The 22137-nt window shown below is 64.6% G+C and carries 21 protein-coding genes and 2 tRNA genes; 6 read left to right on the top strand and 17 right to left on the bottom strand.

All coding sequences use genetic code 11. From position 1 onward, the window contains the following. Positions 1–10: 10 nt before the first annotated feature. The 5 genes from fliJ to fliF all read right to left on the bottom strand — a co-directional run bounded on the left by fliJ (position 11) and on the right by fliF (position 5311). Complete coding sequence (gene fliJ, locus ROZ00_02280; protein MDT3735040.1) at positions 11–451, bottom strand: flagellar export protein FliJ; 441 nt, start codon at positions 449–451, stop codon at positions 11–13. Positions 452–520: 69 nt separating this feature from the next. Continuing rightward, on the bottom strand, positions 521–1924 hold the full coding sequence (gene fliI, locus ROZ00_02285; protein MDT3735041.1) for a flagellar protein export ATPase FliI: 1404 nt from the start codon (positions 1922–1924) through the stop codon (positions 521–523). Next, positions 1921–2559, bottom strand: a complete 639-nt coding sequence (locus ROZ00_02290; protein ID MDT3735042.1) for a flagellar assembly protein FliH — start codon at positions 2557–2559, stop codon at positions 1921–1923. The genes fliI and ROZ00_02290 overlap by 4 nt, the downstream gene beginning before the upstream one ends. An 85-nt stretch (positions 2560–2644) precedes the next feature. After that, positions 2645–3640 carry a flagellar motor switch protein FliG gene (gene fliG / locus ROZ00_02295; protein ID MDT3735043.1) on the bottom strand — a complete coding sequence of 332 codons (996 nt, stop codon included), beginning with the start codon at positions 3638–3640 and terminating at the stop codon, positions 2645–2647. A 15-nt stretch (positions 3641–3655) separates the two neighbouring features. After that, a complete protein-coding gene (fliF, locus tag ROZ00_02300) occupies positions 3656–5311 on the bottom strand; it encodes a flagellar basal-body MS-ring/collar protein FliF (protein ID MDT3735044.1) in 1656 nt (551 codons plus the stop codon). 174 nt (positions 5312–5485) lie between these two features. Here fliF and ROZ00_02305 point away from each other — a divergent pair, with 174 nt between their 5' ends. From ROZ00_02305 to fliE, 3 genes are read left to right on the top strand one after another with little or no spacing between them, the layout of a single operon-like run. Further along, positions 5486–6730, top strand: coding sequence for an ATP-binding protein (locus tag ROZ00_02305; protein MDT3735045.1), 1245 nt, complete (start codon positions 5486–5488; stop codon positions 6728–6730). Beyond that, the gene (locus tag ROZ00_02310) at positions 6715–8058 is read left to right on the top strand and encodes a sigma-54 dependent transcriptional regulator (protein MDT3735046.1); all 1344 of its coding nucleotides are present in this window, start codon (positions 6715–6717) and stop codon (positions 8056–8058) included. The genes ROZ00_02305 and ROZ00_02310 overlap by 16 nt, the downstream gene beginning before the upstream one ends. A 60-nt stretch (positions 8059–8118) precedes the next feature. Further along, positions 8119–8445: a flagellar hook-basal body complex protein FliE gene (gene fliE / locus ROZ00_02315; protein ID MDT3735047.1), complete on the top strand. Its 327-nt coding sequence runs from the start codon at positions 8119–8121 to the stop codon at positions 8443–8445. Positions 8446–8512: 67 nt separating this feature from the next. On the opposite strand, the gene ROZ00_02320 is transcribed toward fliE, so the two are convergent. The 11 genes from ROZ00_02320 to ROZ00_02370 form a co-directional block, all read right to left on the bottom strand. Beyond that, entirely contained in the window at positions 8513–9319 is an 807-nt protein-coding gene (locus tag ROZ00_02320; protein MDT3735048.1) for a flagellar brake protein, read from the bottom strand. Positions 9320–9333: 14 nt separating this feature from the next. Then, entirely contained in the window at positions 9334–9621 is a 288-nt protein-coding gene (locus ROZ00_02325) for an EscU/YscU/HrcU family type III secretion system export apparatus switch protein (GenBank protein ID MDT3735049.1), read from the bottom strand. After that, positions 9608–10663 (bottom strand): flagellar hook-length control protein FliK, encoded by a 1056-nt coding sequence (locus ROZ00_02330; GenBank protein ID MDT3735050.1) that lies wholly within the window; start codon positions 10661–10663, stop codon positions 9608–9610. Before ROZ00_02330 ends, ROZ00_02325 begins: the two co-directional genes overlap by 14 nt. A gap of 40 nt (positions 10664–10703) precedes the next feature. Beyond that, positions 10704–11030, bottom strand: a complete 327-nt coding sequence (locus tag ROZ00_02335; protein ID MDT3735051.1) for a flagellar protein FliT — start codon at positions 11028–11030, stop codon at positions 10704–10706. Continuing rightward, positions 11027–11434, bottom strand: a complete 408-nt coding sequence (gene fliS / locus ROZ00_02340) for a flagellar export chaperone FliS (GenBank protein MDT3735052.1) — start codon at positions 11432–11434, stop codon at positions 11027–11029. The genes ROZ00_02335 and fliS overlap by 4 nt, the downstream gene beginning before the upstream one ends. Before the next feature lie 18 nt (positions 11435–11452). Beyond that, positions 11453–13438 (bottom strand): flagellar filament capping protein FliD, encoded by a 1986-nt coding sequence (gene fliD, locus ROZ00_02345; GenBank protein ID MDT3735053.1) that lies wholly within the window; start codon positions 13436–13438, stop codon positions 11453–11455. Between the two features lie 26 nt (positions 13439–13464). Then, complete coding sequence (locus ROZ00_02350) at positions 13465–13794, bottom strand: flagellar protein FlaG (protein ID MDT3735054.1); 330 nt, start codon at positions 13792–13794, stop codon at positions 13465–13467. Between the two features lie 77 nt (positions 13795–13871). Beyond that, entirely contained in the window at positions 13872–15440 is a 1569-nt protein-coding gene (locus ROZ00_02355; GenBank protein ID MDT3735055.1) for a flagellin, read from the bottom strand. Between the two features lie 313 nt (positions 15441–15753). After that, positions 15754–17544 (bottom strand): diguanylate cyclase, encoded by a 1791-nt coding sequence (locus ROZ00_02360; GenBank protein ID MDT3735056.1) that lies wholly within the window; start codon positions 17542–17544, stop codon positions 15754–15756. Positions 17545–17612: 68 nt separating this feature from the next. Then, a complete protein-coding gene (locus ROZ00_02365; GenBank protein MDT3735057.1) occupies positions 17613–18254 on the bottom strand; it encodes a response regulator transcription factor in 642 nt (213 codons plus the stop codon). A gap of 16 nt (positions 18255–18270) precedes the next feature. Further along, positions 18271–19788, bottom strand: a complete 1518-nt coding sequence (locus tag ROZ00_02370; protein MDT3735058.1) for a histidine kinase — start codon at positions 19786–19788, stop codon at positions 18271–18273. A 107-nt stretch (positions 19789–19895) separates the two neighbouring features. On the opposite strand from ROZ00_02370, the gene ROZ00_02375 reads away from it, so the two are divergent. Both ROZ00_02375 and ROZ00_02380 read left to right on the top strand, forming a co-directional pair. Continuing rightward, positions 19896–19971: transfer RNA gene (locus ROZ00_02375), tRNA-Thr, on the top strand. A 189-nt stretch (positions 19972–20160) separates the two neighbouring features. Then, on the top strand, positions 20161–20484 hold the full coding sequence (locus ROZ00_02380) for a hypothetical protein (protein ID MDT3735059.1): 324 nt from the start codon (positions 20161–20163) through the stop codon (positions 20482–20484). 371 nt (positions 20485–20855) lie between these two features. Here ROZ00_02380 and paaX read toward each other — a convergent pair whose 3' ends face one another. Then, on the bottom strand, positions 20856–21788 hold the full coding sequence (paaX, locus tag ROZ00_02385; protein ID MDT3735060.1) for a phenylacetic acid degradation operon negative regulatory protein PaaX: 933 nt from the start codon (positions 21786–21788) through the stop codon (positions 20856–20858). A gap of 210 nt (positions 21789–21998) precedes the next feature. Between paaX and ROZ00_02390 the strand changes: the two genes are divergently transcribed. Beyond that, positions 21999–22075 (top strand) — tRNA-Met (locus tag ROZ00_02390). Positions 22076–22137 lie beyond the last annotated feature (62 nt).

Below are 22137 nucleotides of genomic sequence, written 5' to 3' on the forward strand. Positions count from 1 at the left end.
ATACGGGGGGTCAGCGCCCGTCGTTGCGGTAGGATTTTGCCGCGTGCTCGTCCTGGGCGCGCTGCTCGGTCTTCGCCTCGCTGTGCGCCTCGTTGGCCTTGTGCCTTTGCGACAGGGCGTCGAAGGCCTTTACCCGGTTGCGTTTGTCCAGCCATTCCTTTTGTCCGTCCACCGTTCGCTGTTTCGAGGCTTCGACGAGGGCGCGCTGCTGGGAGACGGCTTCGTCGAGCCGGCCCAGGAAGGACTGGTAATTGCCCCACTCTTCGCGGGTCAGCCCGGTCTGGGCCGCCTGGCGGAAGCGCGCCTCGTATTCCTCGCGGTACTGCTCCAGCAGGGAGAGGGTCTTTTCCACTTCCTGCTCGCTGGCCAGCAACTGGCCGAGCTTGCGCGCCGCGTCGTCCATGCGGGTCTGCGACAGGTCAAGCAGCGACTGCAGGGGAAAAGCCTTCATCCTTCTGCTCCGGACAGGGGTAACGGCAAGAATCTACTATTACTTTAGCGGCGCAGGCAAGGCAGGAATTCACGGCTCAAGGCCGAACAGGCGATGCAGCTTGAGGACGGCGTCCTGGTAGTTCTCCCGCTCGTTCATCCCCTGCTGCAGGAAGGCCTCGAAGGCCGGCTGCATGGCGATGGCCTGGTCCAGGGCGGGATCGGAGCCGGCGGCATAGGCGCCGACGGAGATGAGGTCGCGCGAGCGCTGGTAGCGCGAGTAGAGATGCTTGAAGCGCCGCACCACGTCCAGGTGCAGCGGCTTGATCAGGCCGGTCATGGCGCGGGAGATCGAGGCCTCGATGTCGATGGCCGGGTAGTGGCCCTGCTCGGCGAGGTGGCGCGAGAGGACGAAATGGCCGTCGAGGATGGCGCGCGCGGAATCGGCGATCGGGTCCTGCTGGTCGTCGCCCTCGGCGAGCACGGTGTAGAAGGCGGTGATCGAGCCGCCGCCTTCCGGGCCGTTGCCGGCGCGCTCGACGAGCTGCGGCAGGCGCGCGAAGACGGAGGGCGGATAGCCGCGCGTCACCGGCGGCTCGCCGATGGCCAGCGCGATCTCGCGCTGCGCCATGGCGTAGCGCGTCAGCGAATCCATGATGAGCAGGACGTGGCGGCCCTGGTCGCGGAAATGTTCGGCGATGGTGGTGGCGTAGGCGGCCCCCTGCAGGCGCATCAGCGGGCTGGTGTCGGCCGGGGCGGCGACCACCACGGAGCGCTTGCGGCCGTCGGGGCCGAGGATGTTCTCGATGAATTCCTTCACTTCGCGACCGCGCTCGCCGATCAGGCCGACGACGATCACCTCGGCGGCGGTGAAGCGCGCCATCATGCCGAGCAGCACGCTCTTGCCGACGCCGGAGCCGGCGAACAGGCCGAGGCGCTGGCCGCGGCCGACGGTGAGCATCGAGTTGATGGCGCGGATGCCGACGTCGAGCGAGCTTTCGATGGGGGCGCGCTGCAGCGGATTGAAGGGGCGGCTTTGCAGCGAGCGCGTGTGCCGGGTATTGAGCGGCCCGAGGCCGTCGAGCGGCCGTCCGGCGCCGTCGAGCACGCGTCCCAGCAGTTCGTCGCCCACCGGCAGGTGCTTGGCGCGGTCGGACAGGCGCCGGTTCGGCCGCGCCCCGTCGGCGACCGCCGGCAGTTCCTGGCGGCTCTCCAGCGGCACCACGTGGGCGCCCGGCGCCAGGCCGTAGACGTCGTCGGTCGGCATCATGAACAGTTTCTCGCCGGAGAAGCCGACCACCTCGGCTTCCACCGCCGCGCCGCCCGGCAGCGAGATGTGGCAGCCGGAGCCGAGCGGGAGCTTGAGGCCGGCCGCCTCCATGACGAGGCCGTTGATGCGGGTGAGCCGGCCGCTGATCTGGAAGGGGCTGGCGTTGCCGGCCAGGTTGCGGCAATTCCTGAGGAAGCCGCCCCACTTTTCCCGATGGGGGTTCATTCGGGCGCGGGCTCCACCCACTCGCCCGTGGCGCCGATGCCTTCGATCACCCGCCGCCAGCGCGTCTCCACGCCGGCATCGAGGTGGCTGCCGCCCGCTTCCATGCGCAGTCCGCCGCGGGCGATGCCGGGCTCCTCGAGGATGCGGTGGCCGAGATGGGCGAGCTGGTCGCCGAGATAGGAACGCACCAGCGAGGCATCCTCCGGATGCAAGTAGAGGGCGGCATGCTGGTGAGGCAGTTGCGCCAGCGCATCGCGCACGACGTCGAGGATCACGGTCGGACGGACGGCAACCGCCTGGCGCAGCACCTGGCGCGCGACCTCGAGCGAGAGGCCGAGCAGTTCCTCGGCGACCTGCTGGTCGAATTCGCCGAGCGCGGCCTCCAGCTGCTCGACCAGCGTGTGCAGGCGCAGGGCTTCCATGCGTGCGCGCGCCGTGCCCTCTTCGTAGCCGGCGTCGTAGCCCTGCTTGTGGGCATCGCGGTGGATGCGCTCGATGTCCTCGGCGGTGGGCAGCTGGCTTGCCGCGCCCCCCCTTTTCTGCGGGGCGGCGGGGGCGGCCTTCTTCTGGTCGAAGCTGCCAAGCTCCCAGCGTTGCCAGGCCGTGAGGTTTTCCTTGTGGATGATGGCGCTCATGTGAGTATTCAGTGGGCAGTTTGCAGTTGGCAGTTGTCAGACTGGATTCCTGACAGCTGCCCACTGCCCACTGCCAACTTGGAACTTAAACATATTCGTCCTCGCCCTTGCCGCCGAGCTGGATCTGGCCTTCGTCGGCGAGGCGGCGGGCGATCTTGAGGATTTCCTTCTGTTCGCGCTCGACTTCGGACAGGCGCACCGGGCCCTTCGACTCGAGGTCCTCGCGCAGCATCTCGGCGGCGCGCTGCGACATGTTCTTGAAGACCTTCTCGCGCATGGCGTCGTTGGCGCCCTTGAGGGCGAGGATCAGCGACTCCGACTGGACTTCGCGCAGCAGGAGCTGGATGCCGCGGTCCTCGACGTCGATCAGGTTCTCGAAGACGAACATCTCGTCGATGATCTTCTGCGCCAGGTCCGGATCGTATTCGCGCACATTGTCGATGATCGCCGTCTCGTGCGCCGTGCCGACGAAGTTGAGGATTTCCGCCGCGGTGCGCACGCCGCCCATCGCCGTCTTCTTGATGTTGGCCGACCCCGACAGGATGCGGGTGAGGGCGTCGTTGAGTTCCTGCAGCGCGGTCGGCTGCACGCCGTCGAGCGTGGCGATGCGCAGCAGGACGTCGTTCCTCAGCCGGTCGGTGAAATGCTTGAGGATATCGCCGGCATGGTCGAACTCGAGGTGCACCATGATGGTGGCGATGATCTGCGGATGTTCGTTCTTGATCAGCTCGGCGACCGTGGGGGCGTCCATCCATTTCAGGCTCTCGATGCCGGCCGTGTCGCCGCCCTGCAGGATGCGCGAGATCAGGTTGGCGGCGCGGTCGTCGCCCAGTGCCTTGGTCAGCATGCCGCGGATGTATTCCTCGTCGGCCGTGACCGGGGCGCCGCGCTGGGTCTCCTCGTAGAACGAGTCGACCACCTCTTCGACCTTGTCGCGCGGCACGGACTTGAGGGCCGCCATGGCCGCGCCCAGCTTCTGCACTTCGCGCGGACCGAGATGCTTGAGCACTTCCGCCGCCTCGTCCTCGCCGAGGGTGAGCAGCAGCATGGCGCTCTTGGTGATGCCGTCTTCGTTGGCCATGACGTCGAGTCCCTCTTACTGGACCTTGCCGGCGGGCTGGTTGCCGCCGACCCAGTCCTTGATCACCGTCGCCACCGCCTTCGGTTCCTGGCGGGCCAGGTCGCGCGCGGCCTGAACCTTCTGGTCGTAGCCGATGACGCCGGGCGTGGCGTAGGCGGCCTCTTCCTGGATGGTCGGGATCTGCGCGGCGCGGGCCATCAGCCTGCGCAGGAAGGGCATCACCACGCCGAAGAACAGGTAACCGGCCAGCCCGGCGAAGACCAGGTATTTCAGCCCTTCCAGCGCCCAGCCGATGACGGTCGGGTTCTTCCAGATCGGCGTTTCCGGCGCATCCGCCTTTTCGCCGGCGGCGAAGGGGCTGTTCTGCACGTTCAGCGTGTCGCCCCGGTCCTTGCTGTAGCCCATGGCCTCCTTGACGAGGTCGTTGATCTGCGCCATTTCCTTGGCGGCGAGCGGCTTGAAACTGGCCTTGCCGTCCTTGTCGGTTTCCTTGCGATGATTCACCACGACGGCCACGGACAGGCGCTTGATGGCGCCGACCGGCTGGCGCACGTGGCGGATGGTCTTGTCGAGCTCGTAGTTGGTGGTGGCGTCGCGGCGTCCCTGCGCGGCGAGGACGGCGGCCGAACTCGTCGTCGCGGCGGCGCCTGCCGGGGCGGTTGCGCCGGCAGTCGCACCCGGCGTGCCGGGGGCGGGCGGCGCGGTGAGCGGGGCCGTGGCCGGCACCGGCGGCTGGTTGGAAAGGGCGCCGGGCACGCCGGCGGCCGCCGGCCTGCCGCTGGCATCCTCGCTCACCTGCTGGCTGCGGATCGAGGCCTCGGCGGGCGGGTTGGGCTTGTAGATCTCGGCGACCTGTTCCGATTGCGAGAAGTCGACGTCGGCGGTGACCTGGGCGCGGAAGTTGCCGGGCCCGACCAGTGGCGCGAGGATGGTCTCGATGCGGCGGACGTAGCTCGACTCGATTTCCTGCACGTATTTCAGCTGCGTCGCATCGAGGCCGGCGCTGCGCCCGTTGGCCTTTTCGGAAGAGAGCAGGTTGCCGTTCTGGTCGATCACGCTGACGTTGGCGGCAGGCAGGTGCGGCACGCTGGAGGCGACCATGTGGGCGATGCCGGCCACCTGGTTCGGATCGAGGTTGCGGCCGGGATGGATGTTGAGCACGACGGAGGCGGAGGGCTTCTGGTCGTCGCGCATGAAGCCGGTCTGCTTGGGGATGGCGAGGTGCACGCGTGCGCCCGCCACCGCGGCGAGCGACTGGATGGAGCGCGACAGCTCGCCTTCGAGGGCGCGCTGGAAGTTGATCTGCTCGATGAACTGCGACATGCCGAGCTTCTGGTTCTCCATCAGTTCGAAGCCGACCAGGCCGCCCTTGGGCAGGCCCTGCGAGGCGAGCCGCATGCGCAGCTCGTGCACCTGCTGCTGCGGCACCAGGATGGCGCCGCCGGATTCGGAGAACCTGAAGGGCACGTTCATCTGCTGCAGCGCGGCAATGATGTTGCCGCCGTCGCGCTCCGAAATGTTCGTGAACAGCACGGCGAAGGTCGGGGTGCGCGTCCAGGTCCACCCGGCGACCACGATCGCCGTCACCATCGACAGGGCGATGATGGTCAGCAGCTTCTGCTGCATGGGCAGCCGCATGAAGGCGGCAAGCGAGAATTGCGTATCGGCCATATATACCCACCGTTCGTTCGGTTTTCCCGGATCGGGTCCCGGGCATCTGGCGGCATTCTGCCCATGCCATGCAAGAAGCGTTCTGGAGATAAGCGGCAATTTTTGCCTCCTATTTGCCGGCTTGGCCGGTTTGAAGCGGGCGTAATCTGCGGCCATCCCAATAGGGGCGAGCGCATGGACAGCCAGACGGAAAAGCAGCAGGAAAACCCGCAGCGGATCGAGGCCGGCCGCCTGGCGGAAGCCTTTCGCCTGTTCAGCCAGGCCTCGGAAGATCTTGCCGGCGCGTATACCAGCCTGCAGGAACAGGTGGCCGGCCTGACGGCGGAACTGGCGCTGGCCAATGGCCGCCTGAAGCGCGAATACGCGGAAAAGACGGCGCTCAACGAGCGCCTGGCCCTGCTGCTCGACGCCCTGCCGGCCGGCGTGGCCGTGCTGGATGCCTTCGGCCGCGTCGAGCAGGTGAATCCCGCCGCCGCCGGCATCCTCGGCGCCGACATCGAGGGCCGCATCTGGGAGGAGTTCGCCTCTTCCTGCCTGGTGTCGACGACGACGCCGGGCGAATGGGAAATGCCGCGCCTGCGGGATCGCCGCATTGCCGTCACCGAAACCCGGCTGGCGGCGAGCGGCGGACGCATCGTGCTGATCCACGACGTCACCGAGGCGCATCGCATGAAGACGCTGGCGGCGCGCAACGAGCGGCTGGCGGCGATGGGCGAGATGGCGGCCGGACTCGCCCACCAGCTGCGCACGCCGCTGGCGGCGGCGCTGCTCTACGCCGGCGCGCTGGAGAACCCGCGACTGCCCGAGACGGAACGCACGCGCTGCGGCAGCCGCGTGGTCGAGCGCCTGCAGTACCTGGAGCGCCTGATCCGCGACATGCTGACCTTCGCCCGCGGCGAGGCGAGCGGCGGCGAATCGATCCCGGTGTCCGAGCTGATGGCCGAGGCGGTGCAGGTGTTCGAGCCGCTGGCGCGCCGCCGCGAGGTGGCCTTCGTCGTCGCCGACGACAGCGCCGATGCCGCCGTCAGCGGCAACCGCAAGGCGCTGTCCGGCGCGCTGGTGAACCTGATGGAAAACGCCCTCGATGCCTGCGCTTCAGGCGGTCGCATCGAGCTGGCCGCCGGGCTGGCCGACGGGACGGTATGCATCCGCGTGCGCGACAACGGCCGCGGCATGGATGCGGCGACCCAGGCGCGCCTGTTCGAACCCTTCTTCACGACGCGCGCCGAAGGCACCGGTCTCGGTCTCGCGATCGCCCGCGGCGTCGCGCGCGCCCACGGCGGCGGCATCGAGGTCGAGTCCGCCCCGGGCGCCGGCGCCCTGTTCAGACTGACTTTGCCGGCGGTGGTTGCAAACCCGGCCGGCGCCACCGAACAACTGCAACCGATGGAACGGAGAGCATCATGCCTGAGCCACTGAACATCCTGGTCGTCGAGGACGACCTGCAACTGCGCGACGCCCTGTGCCTGACGCTGGAATGCGCCGGCCACCATGTGATGGGTGCGGCCGACGGTCCGGCGGCCTTGCGCCTGCTCGAGCGCGAGGCGTTCAACCTGGTGGTGAGCGATCTGCGCATGCAGCCGATGGACGGCATCGAGTTGCTGAAGGCCATCCGCGGACGCGAACCCCACCTGCCGGTGCTGCTGATGACGGCCTTCGGCGACGTGGACAAGGCGGTCTCGGCGATGCGCGCCGGCGCCTGCGACTTCCTGCTCAAGCCCTTCGAGCCGAAGGTGCTGCTCGAGCATGTCGCCCGCCATGCGGCGCAGCCCGCGCAGGCGGAGGGCGTCATCGCCGCCGATCCGCGCACGCGCAACCTGCTGGCGCTCGCCGCGCGCGTGGCGAAGACCGAGGCCACCGTGCTGCTCACCGGCGAGTCCGGCACCGGCAAGGAAGTCTTTGCCCGCCACATCCATAGTCAGTCCCCGCGGCACGGCGCGCCTTTCGTCGCCATCAACTGCGCGGCGATTCCGGAGAACCTGCTGGAGGCCACGCTGTTCGGCCACGAGAAGGGCTCGTTCACCGGCGCCCAGGCGGCGCAGGCCGGCAAGTTCGAGCAGGCCCAGGGCGGCACGCTGCTGCTCGACGAGATTTCGGAAATGCCGCTGGCGCTGCAGGCCAAGCTGCTGCGCGTGCTGCAGGAGCGCGAAGTGGAGCGCGTCGGCGGCAAGAAGCCGATCCCCCTCGACATCCGCGTGCTCGCCACCAGCAACCGCGACATGGCCAAGGAAGTGGCCGCCGGCCGCTTCCGCGAGGACCTCTACTACCGCCTCAACGTCTTCCCCCTGCAGATTCCCGCGCTGCGCGAGCGGCCGGCGGACATCGTGCCGCTGGCGCGGCACTTTGCCGGCCTGCACGGCAATCCGGCGGCAAGGTTTGCCGCCGACGCCGAGGCGCTGCTGGCGGCCCATGCCTGGCCGGGCAACGTGCGCGAGCTGGAAAACGCCGTGCAGCGGGCTCTGATCCTGGCTGGCGGCGACACGGTCGCGGCGGAACATCTGCAGCTTTCCCTGCAGTTCGCGGCGCCCGCGGAGCAGCCGCAATGGCCTGCCGCAATAGAGGAAATCCGCCCGGTCGAGCGTCCCCAGGCGGCGCCTTCCAACATGCGCGACCTGGAGCGCCAGCACATCCTGGAGACCCTGGCCGCAGTGAATGGCTCGCGCAAGCGGGCGGTCGAACTGCTCGGCATTTCCGAGCGCACCCTGCGCTACAAGCTGCAGCAGTACCGCACCGCTGGCGCCATCTGACGGTCTCCATGCTGGCATGCGGATTGCTGTAGAAAGGCCGGAAGCCTAAGGAGTTTTGAAATGGACACACGCGGCATAGACCAGATGCTCTCCGAGCTGCGCGCGACGGCGCAGCTCGCCTCCGGCAAGGCCCTGCAGCCGAAACAGGCCGGCGAGGCCGGCGCAGCGGATTTCGGCCAGATCCTGAAGAGCACGCTGGACCAGGTGAGCCAGGCCCAGATGGATGCGCAGAAGCTGGCGCAGGACTTTTCGGCCGGCACCGGCAATGCCAGCCTGCAGGACGTCATGATGTCCCTGCAAAAGGCCAATCTGTCTTTCCAGCAGATGGTGCAGGTGCGCAACCGCCTGGTCTCCGCCTACCACGACATCATGAACATGCAGGTGTAAGCGGCCTGCGCGCCACAAACGCAAAGCGGCGCCTGGGCGCCGCTTTTGCCTTCCCTCCGCCGGGCGGTCACATCATGCCGGTTTCCCTGGCCTTGCGTTCGCGCTCGACGCGGATGATGTAGCGCTGGATCAGCGTCAGCATCTGGCCGGGCAGGTCGACGAACTGGCAGCCGGCCCGCTTGGTCTTCACGCCGCTGCGCAGGGTGAACTCGAAGACGTTGCGCACGCGCAGGGTGGCCAGCACCGTGCCGACGTCGGGCAGCTCGATGCGGCAGTTTTCGAACAGGTGGTCCGTTTCGAATTCCAGCCCCTCCGGCGGCGCCATGACGCCCAGGCCGCCGCCGCTGATGTCGATCACCGTCGTCTCGACGGTCGTCTTGCTGCCGTCGGCCATCTTGACGGGGATGACGCAGCGGATGGGGTGGGCGATCGGCGCGGTCAGGCGGTAGAACTCGCGGCGCTGCAGGCGCAGCAGTTCCTCCGGAATCGCGGCGCGGAAGGCCTCCCGGCCCTCGTATTCCGCCTTGGCGAGGTGCTTGACGTTGAACTGGATCTTCACCTTGTCGTGCGTGGCGATGAAGATCAGCTTGTCGCTGGCCAGCGCCTTGCGGTTCATCTCGGCGTTGCTGCCCGGGTCGAGCAGCATCGTGCCGCCCTCCGCCGAGACGGAGAGCAGGGTGGTGAGCAGGAAGTCGTTGCCTTGGTTGAAATAGACGGTGATGAGGGCGCCCTTGTCGCGCATGGCGCGCAGGATGAAGACGATTTCCTTCTTCGATCGCAGCAGGTACTTGCTGTAGTCGTCGGCCTGCATCAGCTCGAAGCGGAGCGGCGGGCTGTCCTGCAGATCGTTCTCGTTCTGTTTCGTATCGCTCATGCCGCGAGTTTACATTATTGTGCGGCCAGGGACGGCTCGAGGCCGTGCTCCAGTCGGTAGAGCCAGGCCAGCAGTTCCGCCACGGCAACGTAGAGCTGCGGCGGGATGCGGGCATCGAGGTCGACCTGCATGAGCAGCGCCACCATCTCGGGCGATTCATGCACGAAGATGCCGTGCTCGCGCGCCCGCGCGATGATTTCCTCGGCAATCAGGCCGCGTCCCTTGGCGACGACCCGCGGCGCGCTGTCCGCCGCGGAGTAGGCCAGGGCCACTGCCTCCTGCCGGGGTTCACGCGGGTTCATGCGTATTTACCCCCGCGGCGAGCGGCGGCAATCCGGCGGCCGCGAAAGCGGCGGCCAGATCCCCCAGGCCGCGCCGCAGCGCGTCGGCGCTATCCGCATTCGCCGTCATGGCGAGACTGACTTTTCCCTGCGTCAGGGTGAGTGCGACATTGACTTCGCCCAGCCGGGGGAGGGTGAGGCCGAGCTTCGTCGCCCATTGCTCGGCGGGGGCTTCGCCGGACTCGTCGTGCTGCCGCTCCTCCGCCGCTATTTCCCACCGCAGGCCCTGCCCCGGCCAGATATCGCCGCGCCAGATGATGTGCTGCGTGGCGGCGGCATCGAGTTGCTGCTGGACGAGCGCCTGCAATTCGGCAGGCAGGACCGGCGCACTTGAGGCGGGCCCGCGTCCGCTTGCGGGCGTGGCATCCGGCAGGGTCTCGGCGGCCGTGGCCGCTTCCGCCGCTGCCGGGGGTGGCGCGGCATTCGAGGCGCGCGGCGTGACGGCATGGCGTGCCTGCGGCTCGCGCGCCAGCGCTGCGGCCGGATAGCGTCCGGCGATCCATTGCGCCTGGTGGGCTTCGTAGAAGAGCCCGCTTTCGACGATGGCCTGCTGCAATGCCGGCACGAGCTGGGCGGCCTGCAGGGGCGGCTCGGACAGCAGGGGCGCGGCACGGGCGATGGTTGCCGGCTGGGGAGCGCGATCCTCTCCGGCGAGGAGCGCGCTGATGAGTTGTCCGGCGCGCGATAGCGTGGGAGAGGCAGCGTGTTCAGCGGAAGCGGCCTCCGCCCCCTCGGCGAGAATCAGCTGCGGCGTGCGGGCCGTGACGACCAGTTCCAGCGTGTCGCCCGGCTTGGCCGATTGCGGCAGCGCCAGCGTCAGGTTGTGCCCGGCGACGAGGGCGCGGAAGGTGCCGTCGGGGAGGGCGCTTTCAATGCGGGCGGTGAAGCGCTGCCCTACCGGCAGCTCCGGCAGGTCGGCGGAAATCTCGCGTACCGGCGAGACCGGGTTGACGAGGGATTCCGTCAGGATTCGCAGGCGTGCGGCAAGATCGGTGGGAATCATGACGTTTCCCCTCCGCCAGGGTCATCCCGGGGCAAGGCGGCTATTGGCCGGCGTGGGCGCCGTAAGCCCGACGAATGGAGCGTTCGCGCGCGCCGCCGCCGAGGAACTGCTTGACCTGCTCCATCCAGGGTTCCGTATGGCGCCGCACCTCGGCGTCGTCGGCCAGGATGCGGTGGATGAGCGCCAGCTTGCGCGTTCTCTCCGACGCGGAGAGCCGGATCGGTTCGCCATCCGCCTCGAGGTGGCGGGCCAGGCCGGCGCAATCCTTTTCCAGCGCCGTCAGCCGGTCCCAGTCGCAGGCGGCGGCCGCCTCGACCATTTGCGCGGAAATCGCGCTCATCGATTCGTACAGGGCAAGCGTGTTCATGGCTTGTTTCCGATCTGTTCCCAGGCGCCCTTCAGCTCGGCGAGCAGGTGGCTGATCTCGTCGAGGATGGCCGGCTGGTCGTGCATATTGGCGTAGAGCAGCCGGGCGCTCATGTAATCATAGAGCGCGCCAAGTTTTCCGGCCAGTTCGCCGCCGGCGTCCTGGTCGAGGCTCGCCTTCAGTCCGTTGGTGATGATGTTGATGGCCTTGGAGATGGCCTCGCCCTTGCGCGCCACGTCGTCGGCGCCGCCCTTGCGCTTCATGTGGAGGGAGGCGGAGGACACGGCCAGCATGGCGCCCTCGAAGAGCATGAGGATGAGCTTGTGCGGGTCGGCGGTCTCGACGCCGGTTTCGATCCCCGCCTTGGCGTAAGCCGCCTTCGGGTTATGCATCGCTGCAAACATCTTCTGGGTCTCCTCGTGTTATTCGCTTGAGCCGCCTGCCTTGGGCAGGTTTGCCAACTGCTGCTGCAGGTAGTTGCTGGTCTGCGTCATGCTGGCAAGCATGGTGTCGAGTGCCGTGAATTGGGCGCGGTAGCGCTTTTCGATCACGGTCAACCGGGCCGCCAGCGCCTCGCGCCGCGTGCCGAGTTCCTTGATCGAGGCGTTGATGCCGTCCATGCGGCCGTCGACCAGGCCGTCGTTTTCCAGCATGCGGCCGACCAGCTTGTCGAGCAGGTCGGCATAGCCGCGGGCGAAACCGATGGTGCCGCGGTCGCCGGTGGCGCCGCCGGTGATGCTGATCTTCAGGCCCGTGGCGTCGCCGGCGCCGGTCAGTGCCTGGCCCGATCCGCTGGCGGCAATGCCGCCGATGCTGCCGGCGACATCCACGCCGGCCGTGTCGACCGTGCTGCCGAAGAGGTCGGTGGCCGCATTGCCTCCGGTGACGGCGACCGTGGAAGCCGAGCCGTAGCGGCTGGACGTCACGGTGAGCTTGCCGCCCGACTCCGTGACGACCACGCTGCTGCCCGCCGACGAGAGCGCGCTCGCGCCGTTGATCTTCGACTGGATTTCCGCCGCCAGCGCCGCGGTCGTCAGGTAGGTGCCGGCATTCAGGGTCACGCTGACCGCAACCCCATCCACCGTCAGGCTGAGGGCGTCGTTGCTGCCGGCGTTGATGGTCAGCGCGGCGTTGCCCTGTCCGACGGTCTTGCCCTGGGTGGCCAGCTGCGTGACGTTGACGGCATAGTTGCCGTTCTTCGTGTCCGCTGTCGAGGACACGAAGGAAACCAGGCTGTCAGTCGGCTTGCCCACGGCGGCGAACAGCGTGGCAACGTCCTTGGTGCCGTCGTTCAGCGCGGCCGTCAGCTTGCTCGAGTCCAGCTTCAGCGTGCCGTCGGTCTGGAAGGTCACGCCGATGTCGCTAAGCGTTGTCAGGCCGCCGCCGGCGCTAGACAGCGCGGTGTTGAACAGACCGCGCAACTGGCTCTGTACCGAGCGGACGGTGGCGTCGCCGGTCAGGATGGAAGCCTGCTTGCTGGCGGCGTCGTACTTCGACAGGTTGGTCAGGGTCGCGTTCAGGTCATTGAAGGCTTTCACGAAGGACTCGACGGCAGCCTTCGTGCCGGCGGTGTCCCTGGCCACATTCAGTGTCGTCGTTCCCCCTTCCTTCAGCAGGTTCAGGGTGACGCCCTCAATGGCGTCGGTCCAGGTGTTCGTCGGCTTGCTGATGGCGATGCCGTCGATGATCGCCGCGGCATTTTGCGCAGCCACGGTCTGCGAGAGGTTCGTCGTGCCGCCGGTGGTTGCGTCATACACCAGTTGCGACAATCCGGCCGCGTCGGTGTTGTTTAGGTCATCGTCCGCTACGGTGACCTTCAGCGCATTGGCGACGCCGGCATCTTCTGAGGCGATGACGAGGCGGTAGCCGCTGCCGTCATTGATGATGCTTGCCGACACGCCGGCATCGGCGGCGTTGATCGCGTCGCGCACACCGGCCAGCGAGGCATTCTCGCTGCCGATGGTGATGGTCTTGGCGGATTTCTCCGGATTCAGCGTGAAGCTGCCGCCGCTGTAGGTACCGAACTGGATGGTCAGGCTGCCGGTGCCGACCGTGTCGCTGGTGGCGTCGAAAGTGGCCGACTTGAGCTTCTGCGCCTGGGCCAGCGTCTGCACTTGAATTGAATAGCTGCCGGGCGAGGTCGTGCTGGCAGCGCTTGCCGTCAGCACGGTGCTGTCGGCAACGCTTGCCTTGACGGCGGTAAATTTTGCCGGCGTGGCGAGTGCCGCCACGGCGCTCTGGAAGGAGGAAAGGGCCCCCTTCAGGCTGCCGTAGGCGGACAGCTGCGCCTGGTACTTCGCTTCCTTGGTGGCGAGAAGGGTGAAGGGACGTTGCTCCAGCGCCATGAGCTGGCTGACGAGGCCATTGACGTCCAGCCCCGAGCCGATTCCTGGTGATGAAATTGCCATTCCCGTCCCCTGTCAGTTGATCTCCGTCAGGCCTTGCCCTTGAGCAGCAGGCCCTGCAGTCGATCCATCGCCCGGGCGATCGCCAGCACTTCCTCGTTGGGAATCTGCCGGATCACTTCCTTCGTGGCGCCATCGACTACGCGGATCACGGTCTTGCCCGTTTCTCCGTCGACCATGAACTGCAAATTCTGTGCCACCGGCTCGGTGACACGCTGCAACTGTTTGGCAACCTCCTGGACCTGTTCGCGTGCCGGGCTTGAGGCGGTTTCCGCCGCCGGTTTGGCCGGAGGGTCGGAGCGCTTGGGCTGGGTGGACTGGGGCACGTTGCCCATCCCTGAAATCTGGGGTATCGCCATGTTCCTACTCCTTGAACATTGCGACGACGCGGGCGGCCTTGTGGGCCGGCCCGCGTATCGTCATGCTGCTGCCTGCCTTAACCGCGGATCAGCGTCAGCACCTGCTGGGGCAGGGCATTGGCCTGCGCCAGCATCGCCACGCCGGCCTGCTGCAGGATCTGGGCGCGGGTGAGGTTGGCTGTTTCCTGCGCGAAATCGGCATCCTGAATCCGCGAGCGCGACGCCGTCAGGTTCTCGGCCGTGGCCTGCAGGCTGGAGATGACGGACTCGAAACGGTTCTGGATCGAGCCGAAGGTCGAACGCAGGTTGGTGATCGAGGTCAGCGCGGCATCGGCGCGCGTGATGGCGACGTTGGCGTTGGCGACCGAGGTTACGGAAACCGAGTTGAGCGCCGAGGCGCCGAGCGCCATCGAGCTGCCGTCGGCATAGCCGATGTAAGCCTCGTTGTTCCCGGACAGGGTAATCGATTCGGTGGAGGTCAGCCGGATCGTGCCGCCAAACGTGTTGGATACTGCCGTGCCGCTGGCCACGGTTGCGGCGGTTTTGGCATCGTTGCTAGAGTTGTTCAGGCCGGCGGATGTCGTGGTGAGGCCGGCGCCAATCAGGGTGCTGCTGGTATCGGCATCGGTGGCCGTCTGGGATACGACGATATTGCGGCCATCCGCCGCGTTCAAGGTCAGCTTGCCGCTGCTGAACGTGGCCGTCACGCCAGTGGCGGCGGAGTTCGCGTTGATCGCGATGGCCATGTCGGCGCCGGCGATAGTGGTTGACGCAGCCGCGTTATAGATGTTCGTACCGTTGATGCTGAGGGTGTAGGTGTCCGCCGCCGCCCCGCTGACCAGCGTCGTGTAATCGAACACCACCGTGGTGTCGGCAGACGCCGTGAGGTTGGGCACGCTCGACTCGTTGATGGCCTTGACCTTCGAGTAGGCGCTGCTGGCCGTCCGGCCCGCATTGCCTGCGCCCGAGCTGTTGTCGGCCGATGCGCCAACGGCGACGGCAGAGTTCGAGCCGACCGTGATCGAAAGATCGCCGGAGGCCAGCGCGTTGGTAATATCGACCCCCGTGCCTTGCTGGCCAAGGGCCAGGCTTGTGCTATAGGCCGTTGAGCCGTTCACATAGTCGGCGGTTTTGCCGATGGCGGTGGTGCGCATGCTGGTCGAAAGACCGATGGAAATGGTCTCGCCGACGTTGGCGCCAACCTGGAAAGTCGCCGTTCCGAAACTGCCGTCGAGAAGCTTCTGGCCGTTGAACGAGGTTTGAGCCGCAACGCGGTCGACCTCTGCCAGGCGCTGTTGCACTTCCAGGTCCAGAGCGGCCCGGTCCGAGGCGCTGTTGGTGGCGTTGGCTGCTTGCACAGCCAGTTCGCGAACGCGCTGCAGGTTGCTGGCGATTTCGGCCAGCGCGCCTTCACCGGTTTGCGCCAGGGAAATGCCGTCGCTGGAATTGCGGGCAGCCTGGTTGAGACCGCGAATCTGTGTCGTCATCCGCTCGGAAATTCCGAGGCCCGCGGCATCGTCCTTGGCGCTGTTGATGCGCAGGCCGGAGGAAAGGCGCTGGAGGGAGGTGGCGAGTTGGGTTTGCGAGGTATTGAGGTTGCGCTGCGAATTCAGAGACGCAATGTTGGTGTTGATAATCTGAGGCATGATCTGTCTCCTATGTGATGAGAGGGTTCTGACAGCCTCACGCCCCCTGACTCCCGATCCGGATGGCGATGATGTTGCCGTCAAGAGCTTTATCGGTTCGAGACGGGAAAACTTTAGGGGAATTTCCCAATGCCGCGGCCTATTGCATTGATTGGATGGGGATTTGTCCCCGGCCGCAAAAAGTTCTTCAGGTTTTCTAAATCCGCGCCGATAATGCCTGTACACGCTGAAATGCGTGCAGGGTTTAGAAGTCCCCTGACTCCCAGGAAAACCGCCGGCAACCCCGGCGGTTTTTCTTTGCAGTTTCCGGATTTCAGTCGGCCGAAACCACGCGGTTTTTGCCGGCCTTCTTGGCCTGGTACATCGCCGCGTCGGCACGGGCAATCGCATCGTTGCGTTGCTCGTCGGCATGGAAGGCCGTGACGCCAGCGCTGAAGGTGATGAGGAGCTTTTCGTTCTTGTGCAGGAAAAAGCGCTTGGTCAGCTCGCGCTGCAGGCGCGTCAGGGCGGAGACGGCATCGGGAAGCGAGGTATCCGGCAGGATGATGAGGAACTCCTCGCCGCCGTAGCGCGCCAGAGTGTCGTGCGGCCGCATGGTCTCGCGGATGACGCGGGCAAGATGGACCAGGGCATCGTCGCCGGTCTGGTGGCCGTAGGTGTCGTTGAGCCGCTTGAAGTTGTCGACATCCAGCAGGGATATGCATATCGGCATTTGCCGGCGTTTGGCGCGGGCCAGCTCGCGGTCCAGGGTTTCCTCGAGCCCCTTGCGGTTGAGGGCCCCGGTAAGCTGGTCGTGGCGCACCATTTCGCTGGTCTCGGCAAGCTCGTTCTGCAGCCGGGCGACTTCCTGCTCGGCCTCGTCGACGCGCGCCTTCATGGCGTTCAGTTCGTCGCGCGAACGCTGCGCATTGAGTTGAATGATGCGCGTTTCGCGCACCACTTCCTCGATGACGTCGTTCAGTTCGGCCAGATCGTTGGCGGCGCTGATTTTCTCGGCGCACTTTTCGATCTTGTCGTGGTAGTCGCTGGTCGATTCGGAGAAGGTGGCCAGATGGTCGACGAACCCGGCCAGCATGGCCTTCAGCCGCTCCTTGGCTTCGTTGAGATTTTTCTTCAGGGCGCTCTGGCGGTAGATGACTTCCTTCAGGCGCTGGCCGACATCGTCCAGCCTGCGGATGTTGAGCGGCTCGCCGAAGAGGTCGAGCACCATGCCGATTTGCCCCTGCACCCACTTGTCGTCCTCTACCAGTTCGCTGATGTTCTCGATGACGAGCTGGAGCAGCTTCTGGAGGGCAGCCTTGAGTTCGGCCTGGTCTTCGGCGACGAAGTGCAGGCGGTAGTTGAATTGCTTGAGCCGCTTGGCCAATAAGGCGAATGTCGCGGCATCGCGGGCCTGCCGCACGCTGGCCGCCAGGGCCGTCGCTTCATCGGCCAGTTCCGGCGTGTCGATCAGCAGCATGCTGGTCGAGCTTTCCACCAATTGGGCGATCAACTCGCGCAGTTCGGCGCTGGGCAGGCGCGACTCGGCGGGGGTGGCAGGCTGGAGTACGGCGCCTGGTTCGCGCCCGGACGTCGCCGCATCAGGGGTGGGCGCTATCTCTCCGGTGAGTGCGGAGGGCTCGGTTCCGGGCCCCGACCTCGACCAGGATCGCAACAACGAGTGCATGCGCTCGTGCAGATTGCCTGGGTCGGCGCCCGCGGATTCCAGGATATGGCTGACGGCCTCCCGCTTCTTGGCCGGCGTGAGGCCGGAATGGCGCCGTTCTATTTGCGCGAGCAATTCCCCGATCAGACCGGCCCAGTCGAGCGGATCCGCCTCGAGTTCCCTGAGTACGGCCAGCATGGCGGCATGCAGGGTTGCCCAGTCTTTGGCTGCTATGGCGTTATCGAGCTGCTGCCCGAAGCGGACCTGTTCGGGCGTCGCCCGGGGCAGCCGCCCGGACAGGTTTTTCAGGGCGCGTTCCGGGAACTCCTCGCCTTCCGTTGTTCCCGCTATCTCGTGATACAGAGTGCGGTAATTGTCCGGCGTCGGCGGAATCCGGCGAGTCGCCAGTCTCCTCAGGGCTTCACGTGCGATTTCAGAAGGTTGGGTAATGTCGGCCATGAATGGATGTCCTTCGCCGTGAACTAACGGCAGAAGAAGGCCGGACTTGAAGGCTGGCCGGAAGGACCTTATTCGACCAGGCCGTGCTTGAGGCCGTAATGGGTCAACTCGGCATTGTTCTTCAACTTCATTTTCTCGAGCAGACGTGCCCGATAGACGCTGACCGTCTTGACGCTGAGCTTGAGTTCTTCCGCAATCTGGGTGAGGGTCTTGCCGGAAGCGATCATGACCAGAGTCTGGTATTCCCGGTCCGAGAGCTTTTCATGTGGCGGACGTTCAGTGTCTTCCGTGATGGCGTTGGCAAGTTCCTCGGCGAGCGAGGGGCTCACGTACTTCTTGCCGCAAGCGACCTGGCGGATGGCTGTCACCAATAGTTCAGGGGCACTTTGCTTGGTGAGGTAGCCGGAGGCGCCGGCCTTGAGTGCGCGGATGGCGTATTGTTCCTCCGGATGCATGCTGAGCATGAGGACCGGCAGCTTGGGGTATTCCTTCTTGAGTTGTTTCAGGGTATCGATGCCGTTCTTGTCGGGCATTGAAACATCCATCAGGACGACGTCCCATTTTCCCTGGCGGGCCATTTGCAAGGCCTGCACACCGTTTTTGGCTTCGCCGGCAACAACCATGTCTTCCGAGTCGGACAGGATCTGGCGCAAGCCATGGCGGACGATGGCGTGATCATCGGCAATGAGAATGCGTATTTGCGTTGTCATGGACTTGAGCTCTCGTTCATTGGTTTGCGTCCGGGCGGATGGCTTCGCTTGGCCTGAAAGGCGCACGCAGTATGACACGGGTGCCCGAGGGCGAATTCCTGGCCAGTTCCAGCGATCCTCCCAGGCCCCGCATCCGCTCGCGTATCCCTCGCAGGCCAAACGATTTTGGCTTGTTCATGTCTTCGGCCGAGATGCCGCGACCGTTGTCGGCGATTTCAAGCATCAGGTCATCGCCTTCGGTACCAAGCCTGATCCCGACCCAGGTGGCCTGGGCGTGTTTCGCGACATTGGTGAGGGCTTCCTGAAAGACGCGGAACAGGGCCAGCGAGGTCGTTTCGTCGGGGTCGACTTCATGGGTGATTCCCGTCGTGTCGCAATTGAGTCCGACCCGCTGCGAGAAGTCGTCTGCCTGGCATTCGATTGCCGCAGCCAAGCCAAAGTCCTTGAGGATGCCGGGTCGCAGTTCGCGTGCGACGCGCCCCGCGGTACTGATGGCCTCGTCGATGAGGCCTTCAACGGCACGCACGCGCTTGCGCAGTTGCAGGGGGTCGGTCGGCAGTTTGCTCGAGAGCAGCGAGGTCTCGATTTTGATTGCCACCAGGGTGCCGCCGAGTTCGTCGTGGATGTCCCGGGCGATCCTTTCGCGCTCCTCCTCCTTGGCGGCTTCCAGATGCGATGAAAGTTCGGCCAGTTGGGCTCGCGATTCCCGCAGTTCGTTTTCGGCCAGCTTGCTCTGGGTAATGTTGGAAGCGATGCCTTCCCATTGGACTTCGCTGCTGGCGATGCGTCGTGGCGCGGCACGCAAATTGATCCATTTTTCCGTTCCGTCAGCCCCGCGGATACGGCCGTCCCAGTTCATCTGGGAAAGATCTTCCGCCGAGCAGGACAGGGCCGCCTCGAACGCAGGGCGATCCTCGGCATGGATGGCATCGAAGAAAGGTTCGGGTGCGGCAACCAACTCGCCCGGGGTGCGGCCAAGCAGAGCTTCTGCGCCTTCGCTGACATATAAAAAGCGGAATCCGCCATCCATCTGGCGCAAGAGTTGGAAGGCCATTCCGGGGATATTGGAGACCAGCGCCCGAAAGCGCGCCTCATTGTCCTTGACAGTCTCCAGGGCGGTGCGGCGCTCGGAGCGGTTGTTCGCCTCGCGCATCTCGCGTTCGACTGCGGGCACGAGACGGTCAAGACGGTCCTTGGACAAATAATCATGCGCCCCGGCACGCATGGCGGCGATCGCGGTTTCTTCTTCAATGACGCCGGAGACGATTATGAATGGCAGGTCGAGATGCAGCTCCTGCATCAGCGCCAGTGCTGCCAGCGCATTGAAGCCGGGCATGCTGTGGTCGGAAAGAATGGCATCCCACTGCCTGGCAAGCATGGCTTGGCGAGTGGTACTGGCGTTATCCACGCGCTTGAACTGGAGCGTGTAGCCGGCGCGCTTGAAGCATCCGGCCAGCAGGAGGGCGTCGTCCTCCGAGTCCTCGATGATCAGGATATTTAGCGATGTTTTTTTGTGCGGCTGCACTTGAACCATTGCCATACGGTGCTGAATGATGTCTTCCTGAAATTGGAGTCTACTCTAACCGGCTCTCGTCACAAGCGCACGGGGGGTGCAGTGCATTCGGCTATAATTTTGGCCGTGCCGGCATAGCTCAGTTGGTAGAGCAGCTGATTTGTAATCAGAAGGTCGCGGGTTCGATTCCTGCTGCCGGCACCATCCAACTGAATTCCCTCGGCGCCCCCTGCTGGGCGCTTCCTTCTGCAAAGACTAAGTTATTCCGTCGCACTGACTGCCCGGAATTATGACAATAATCAACACAACATTGAGCACAATTTGATCTTGCTATCCCCAACATGATTAAGGAATATTGCTTTCGGCTTAGAGAGGAAAACAGAGAGTCCGAAAATGACCATTTCCAACCTCAACAAAATCTGCACGCTGTTGCGGGGGAGTTTTCCTGCTATCGATTCCGGCAAGGATCTTGCCCTCGTCTTGGAAGTGGGGCGTAGGCAGGAGGCGGGAACGTTGATGACCCAGAAGCAACTTTGTCTCTGCGGAATCGCACCCGCCGCAACAGTCAGACGAAGATTGCGGCGACTGGTCGCAAAGAAAATCATCAGGAAGGCAATCAGCAATAACGACGGCAGATCAGTCACCCTGTGTCTGTCGGATGTTGCGATAAAGCAACTCAAGCAGGTGAGCCGCGTGGTCAAGCAACTTGACTGGTAGCTCCAGGGGCTGAATGAAGGCCGAGTTGCATGCCCTGATGTCGAAGGCGAAGACTCCCCATAAGCTGTCAGAGGCGCTCTTTCAGTACTGTTCTCCCGAAGAGGGAGTCCGGAGGATCGATTTTCTTTGCGGGAAGCGAGCCGCCAGGTTGGAAATGACCTGCTTTATAGAGACGCGTTCCCAGATTGCAGCCCACAAATTGGCTAGCCGCCTTGAAGCCAGAGTCTTTGGCGACAGGTGTGTGTTTTTCGAAGTGCCCTTGGCGAACGATTTCGTCTGTGAGAGCTTCTCGCTGGATGGAAGCCGGGAACAGCCAATATCAGTGTCCTGCAAGTGCAGCTGGTAGCACCTTTCCTTTTGTCCTTTTACGGCTAGGCGGGACCGAGCCCGCCAAATCGTTCATAGAAGTACGGAGCTGCCTCCGGCAACCGGCCGTTGGCGGTTTCGAGAACCGACATCAGATGGTTTTCGGCTTCTCGCTGGGTGAGGATATACAGTTCATGGCAGAGCTGGCGTGCAGCGTTTCCTGGCCAATCGTGGGGCAACAACTGGTCTGGTAGTTGGGGATCGCGCAGCAAGGTTCGGCGGAACTCATGCATGAGCAGTGTGCGCACAACGAAACATTGTTCGGGGTCCAGTTCGCGCGCGCTTTTCAAGGCTTTCAGCACGGGGCGAAAGCGATCCAGGAAGCGTTTGTAATCCTGCGAGATCAATCCAAGATTCCAGCACTCGCGTACCAGCTCCCGCGTTGGCTTGCTGACGAGTGCGCCCAAACTCTTGGCCCGCAATACCACCACGCTCTCCTGGACACCATTGCTTTGGAGGATGTCCAGCAACGGATCCAGGTTGGCTGAGGGGTGTGCCAGTACGCCGGGGGCAATGACCCCGAATCCTTCCCACTGCAGTTCCTTGCGAACATCGTCGCGTTGCGTTGGCGTGAGATCGCTACCTGCTGTCAGGACGATTTGCCAATCGCCTTCCCAATGTACTTTGGGTTGGGAATAGATGCGGCGATAGGCATGCTCGAAGCGGCGCCTGCCAGTAGCAGTCAGACCATAGTAGCTGCAACGTCCGATATGCTCGGATGCCAGCCAGCTGTCCTTCGATAGGCGGAATACGCTGGTTCGTACCAGCCGATCATTAATACCGAGAGGCTTGACGAGATTAATGAAGCTGCCCAGCCATACGGAGCCACCATGTGGGGCGATCGAGTCGCCATAGATGGTGATGATCAGTGAGTTGGCGCGGACGGGCCTCTCGCGTAAAAAATCTTCGACCCATTGGCTGACGAATCGACTTTTCATGACGTGATTGCTTGGGGGCATCCGTTATTGTCGTTATTGCCGGCTCACCAGAGCGGTCCTGACTGGTCTATGTTGTGTGGTGTGCCGACGACATAATGATACCAGTTCCTTTTTTTATTGGTAACAGATGAATCGCAACCTGTTTCGGTCGGATTCTTCTTGACCTGCCGGCAGGATTTCCATAAAATTCACCTTCTGGTTTCACTCGGACGCGGGGTGGAGCAGTCTGGCAGCTCGTCGGGCTCATAACCCGAAGGTCATAGGTTCAAATCCTATCCCCGCAACCATTCCTGCCTAATCTTGCGAAATTTGCTCGCTTTCCAGTCGGTTGGCTTTTGCTGGAAATTTT

Origin of the sequence: Denitratisoma sp., assembly GCA_032027165.1 — a bacterium.
Taxonomy (GTDB): Bacteria; Pseudomonadota; Gammaproteobacteria; order Burkholderiales; family Rhodocyclaceae; genus Desulfobacillus.

Bases quoted from the DNA above. Each gene is read 5' to 3' on its own strand.
- fliJ (MDT3735040.1), bottom strand. From the start codon at position 451: ATGAAGGCTTTTCCCCTGCAGTCGCTGCTTGACCTGTCGCAGACCCGC.
- fliI (MDT3735041.1), bottom strand. From the start codon at position 1,924: ATGAACCCCCATCGGGAAAAGTGGGGCGGCTTCCTCAGGAATTGCCGC.
- ROZ00_02290 (MDT3735042.1), bottom strand. From the start codon at position 2,559: ATGAGCGCCATCATCCACAAGGAAAACCTCACGGCCTGGCAACGCTGG.
- fliG (MDT3735043.1), bottom strand. From the start codon at position 3,640: ATGGCCAACGAAGACGGCATCACCAAGAGCGCCATGCTGCTGCTCACC.
- fliF (MDT3735044.1), bottom strand. From the start codon at position 5,311: ATGGCCGATACGCAATTCTCGCTTGCCGCCTTCATGCGGCTGCCCATG.
- ROZ00_02305 (MDT3735045.1), top strand. From the start codon at position 5,486: ATGGACAGCCAGACGGAAAAGCAGCAGGAAAACCCGCAGCGGATCGAG.
- ROZ00_02310 (MDT3735046.1), top strand. From the start codon at position 6,715: ATGCCTGAGCCACTGAACATCCTGGTCGTCGAGGACGACCTGCAACTG.
- fliE (MDT3735047.1), top strand. From the start codon at position 8,119: ATGGACACACGCGGCATAGACCAGATGCTCTCCGAGCTGCGCGCGACG.
- ROZ00_02320 (MDT3735048.1), bottom strand. From the start codon at position 9,319: ATGAGCGATACGAAACAGAACGAGAACGATCTGCAGGACAGCCCGCCG.
- ROZ00_02325 (MDT3735049.1), bottom strand. From the start codon at position 9,621: ATGAACCCGCGTGAACCCCGGCAGGAGGCAGTGGCCCTGGCCTACTCC.
- ROZ00_02330 (MDT3735050.1), bottom strand. From the start codon at position 10,663: ATGATTCCCACCGATCTTGCCGCACGCCTGCGAATCCTGACGGAATCC.
- ROZ00_02335 (MDT3735051.1), bottom strand. From the start codon at position 11,030: ATGAACACGCTTGCCCTGTACGAATCGATGAGCGCGATTTCCGCGCAA.
- fliS (MDT3735052.1), bottom strand. From the start codon at position 11,434: ATGTTTGCAGCGATGCATAACCCGAAGGCGGCTTACGCCAAGGCGGGG.
- fliD (MDT3735053.1), bottom strand. From the start codon at position 13,438: ATGGCAATTTCATCACCAGGAATCGGCTCGGGGCTGGACGTCAATGGC.
- ROZ00_02350 (MDT3735054.1), bottom strand. From the start codon at position 13,794: ATGGCGATACCCCAGATTTCAGGGATGGGCAACGTGCCCCAGTCCACC.
- ROZ00_02355 (MDT3735055.1), bottom strand. From the start codon at position 15,440: ATGCCTCAGATTATCAACACCAACATTGCGTCTCTGAATTCGCAGCGC.
- ROZ00_02360 (MDT3735056.1), bottom strand. From the start codon at position 17,544: ATGGCCGACATTACCCAACCTTCTGAAATCGCACGTGAAGCCCTGAGG.
- ROZ00_02365 (MDT3735057.1), bottom strand. From the start codon at position 18,254: ATGACAACGCAAATACGCATTCTCATTGCCGATGATCACGCCATCGTC.
- ROZ00_02370 (MDT3735058.1), bottom strand. From the start codon at position 19,788: ATGGTTCAAGTGCAGCCGCACAAAAAAACATCGCTAAATATCCTGATC.
- ROZ00_02380 (MDT3735059.1), top strand. From the start codon at position 20,161: ATGACCATTTCCAACCTCAACAAAATCTGCACGCTGTTGCGGGGGAGT.
- paaX (MDT3735060.1), bottom strand. From the start codon at position 21,788: ATGAAAAGTCGATTCGTCAGCCAATGGGTCGAAGATTTTTTACGCGAG.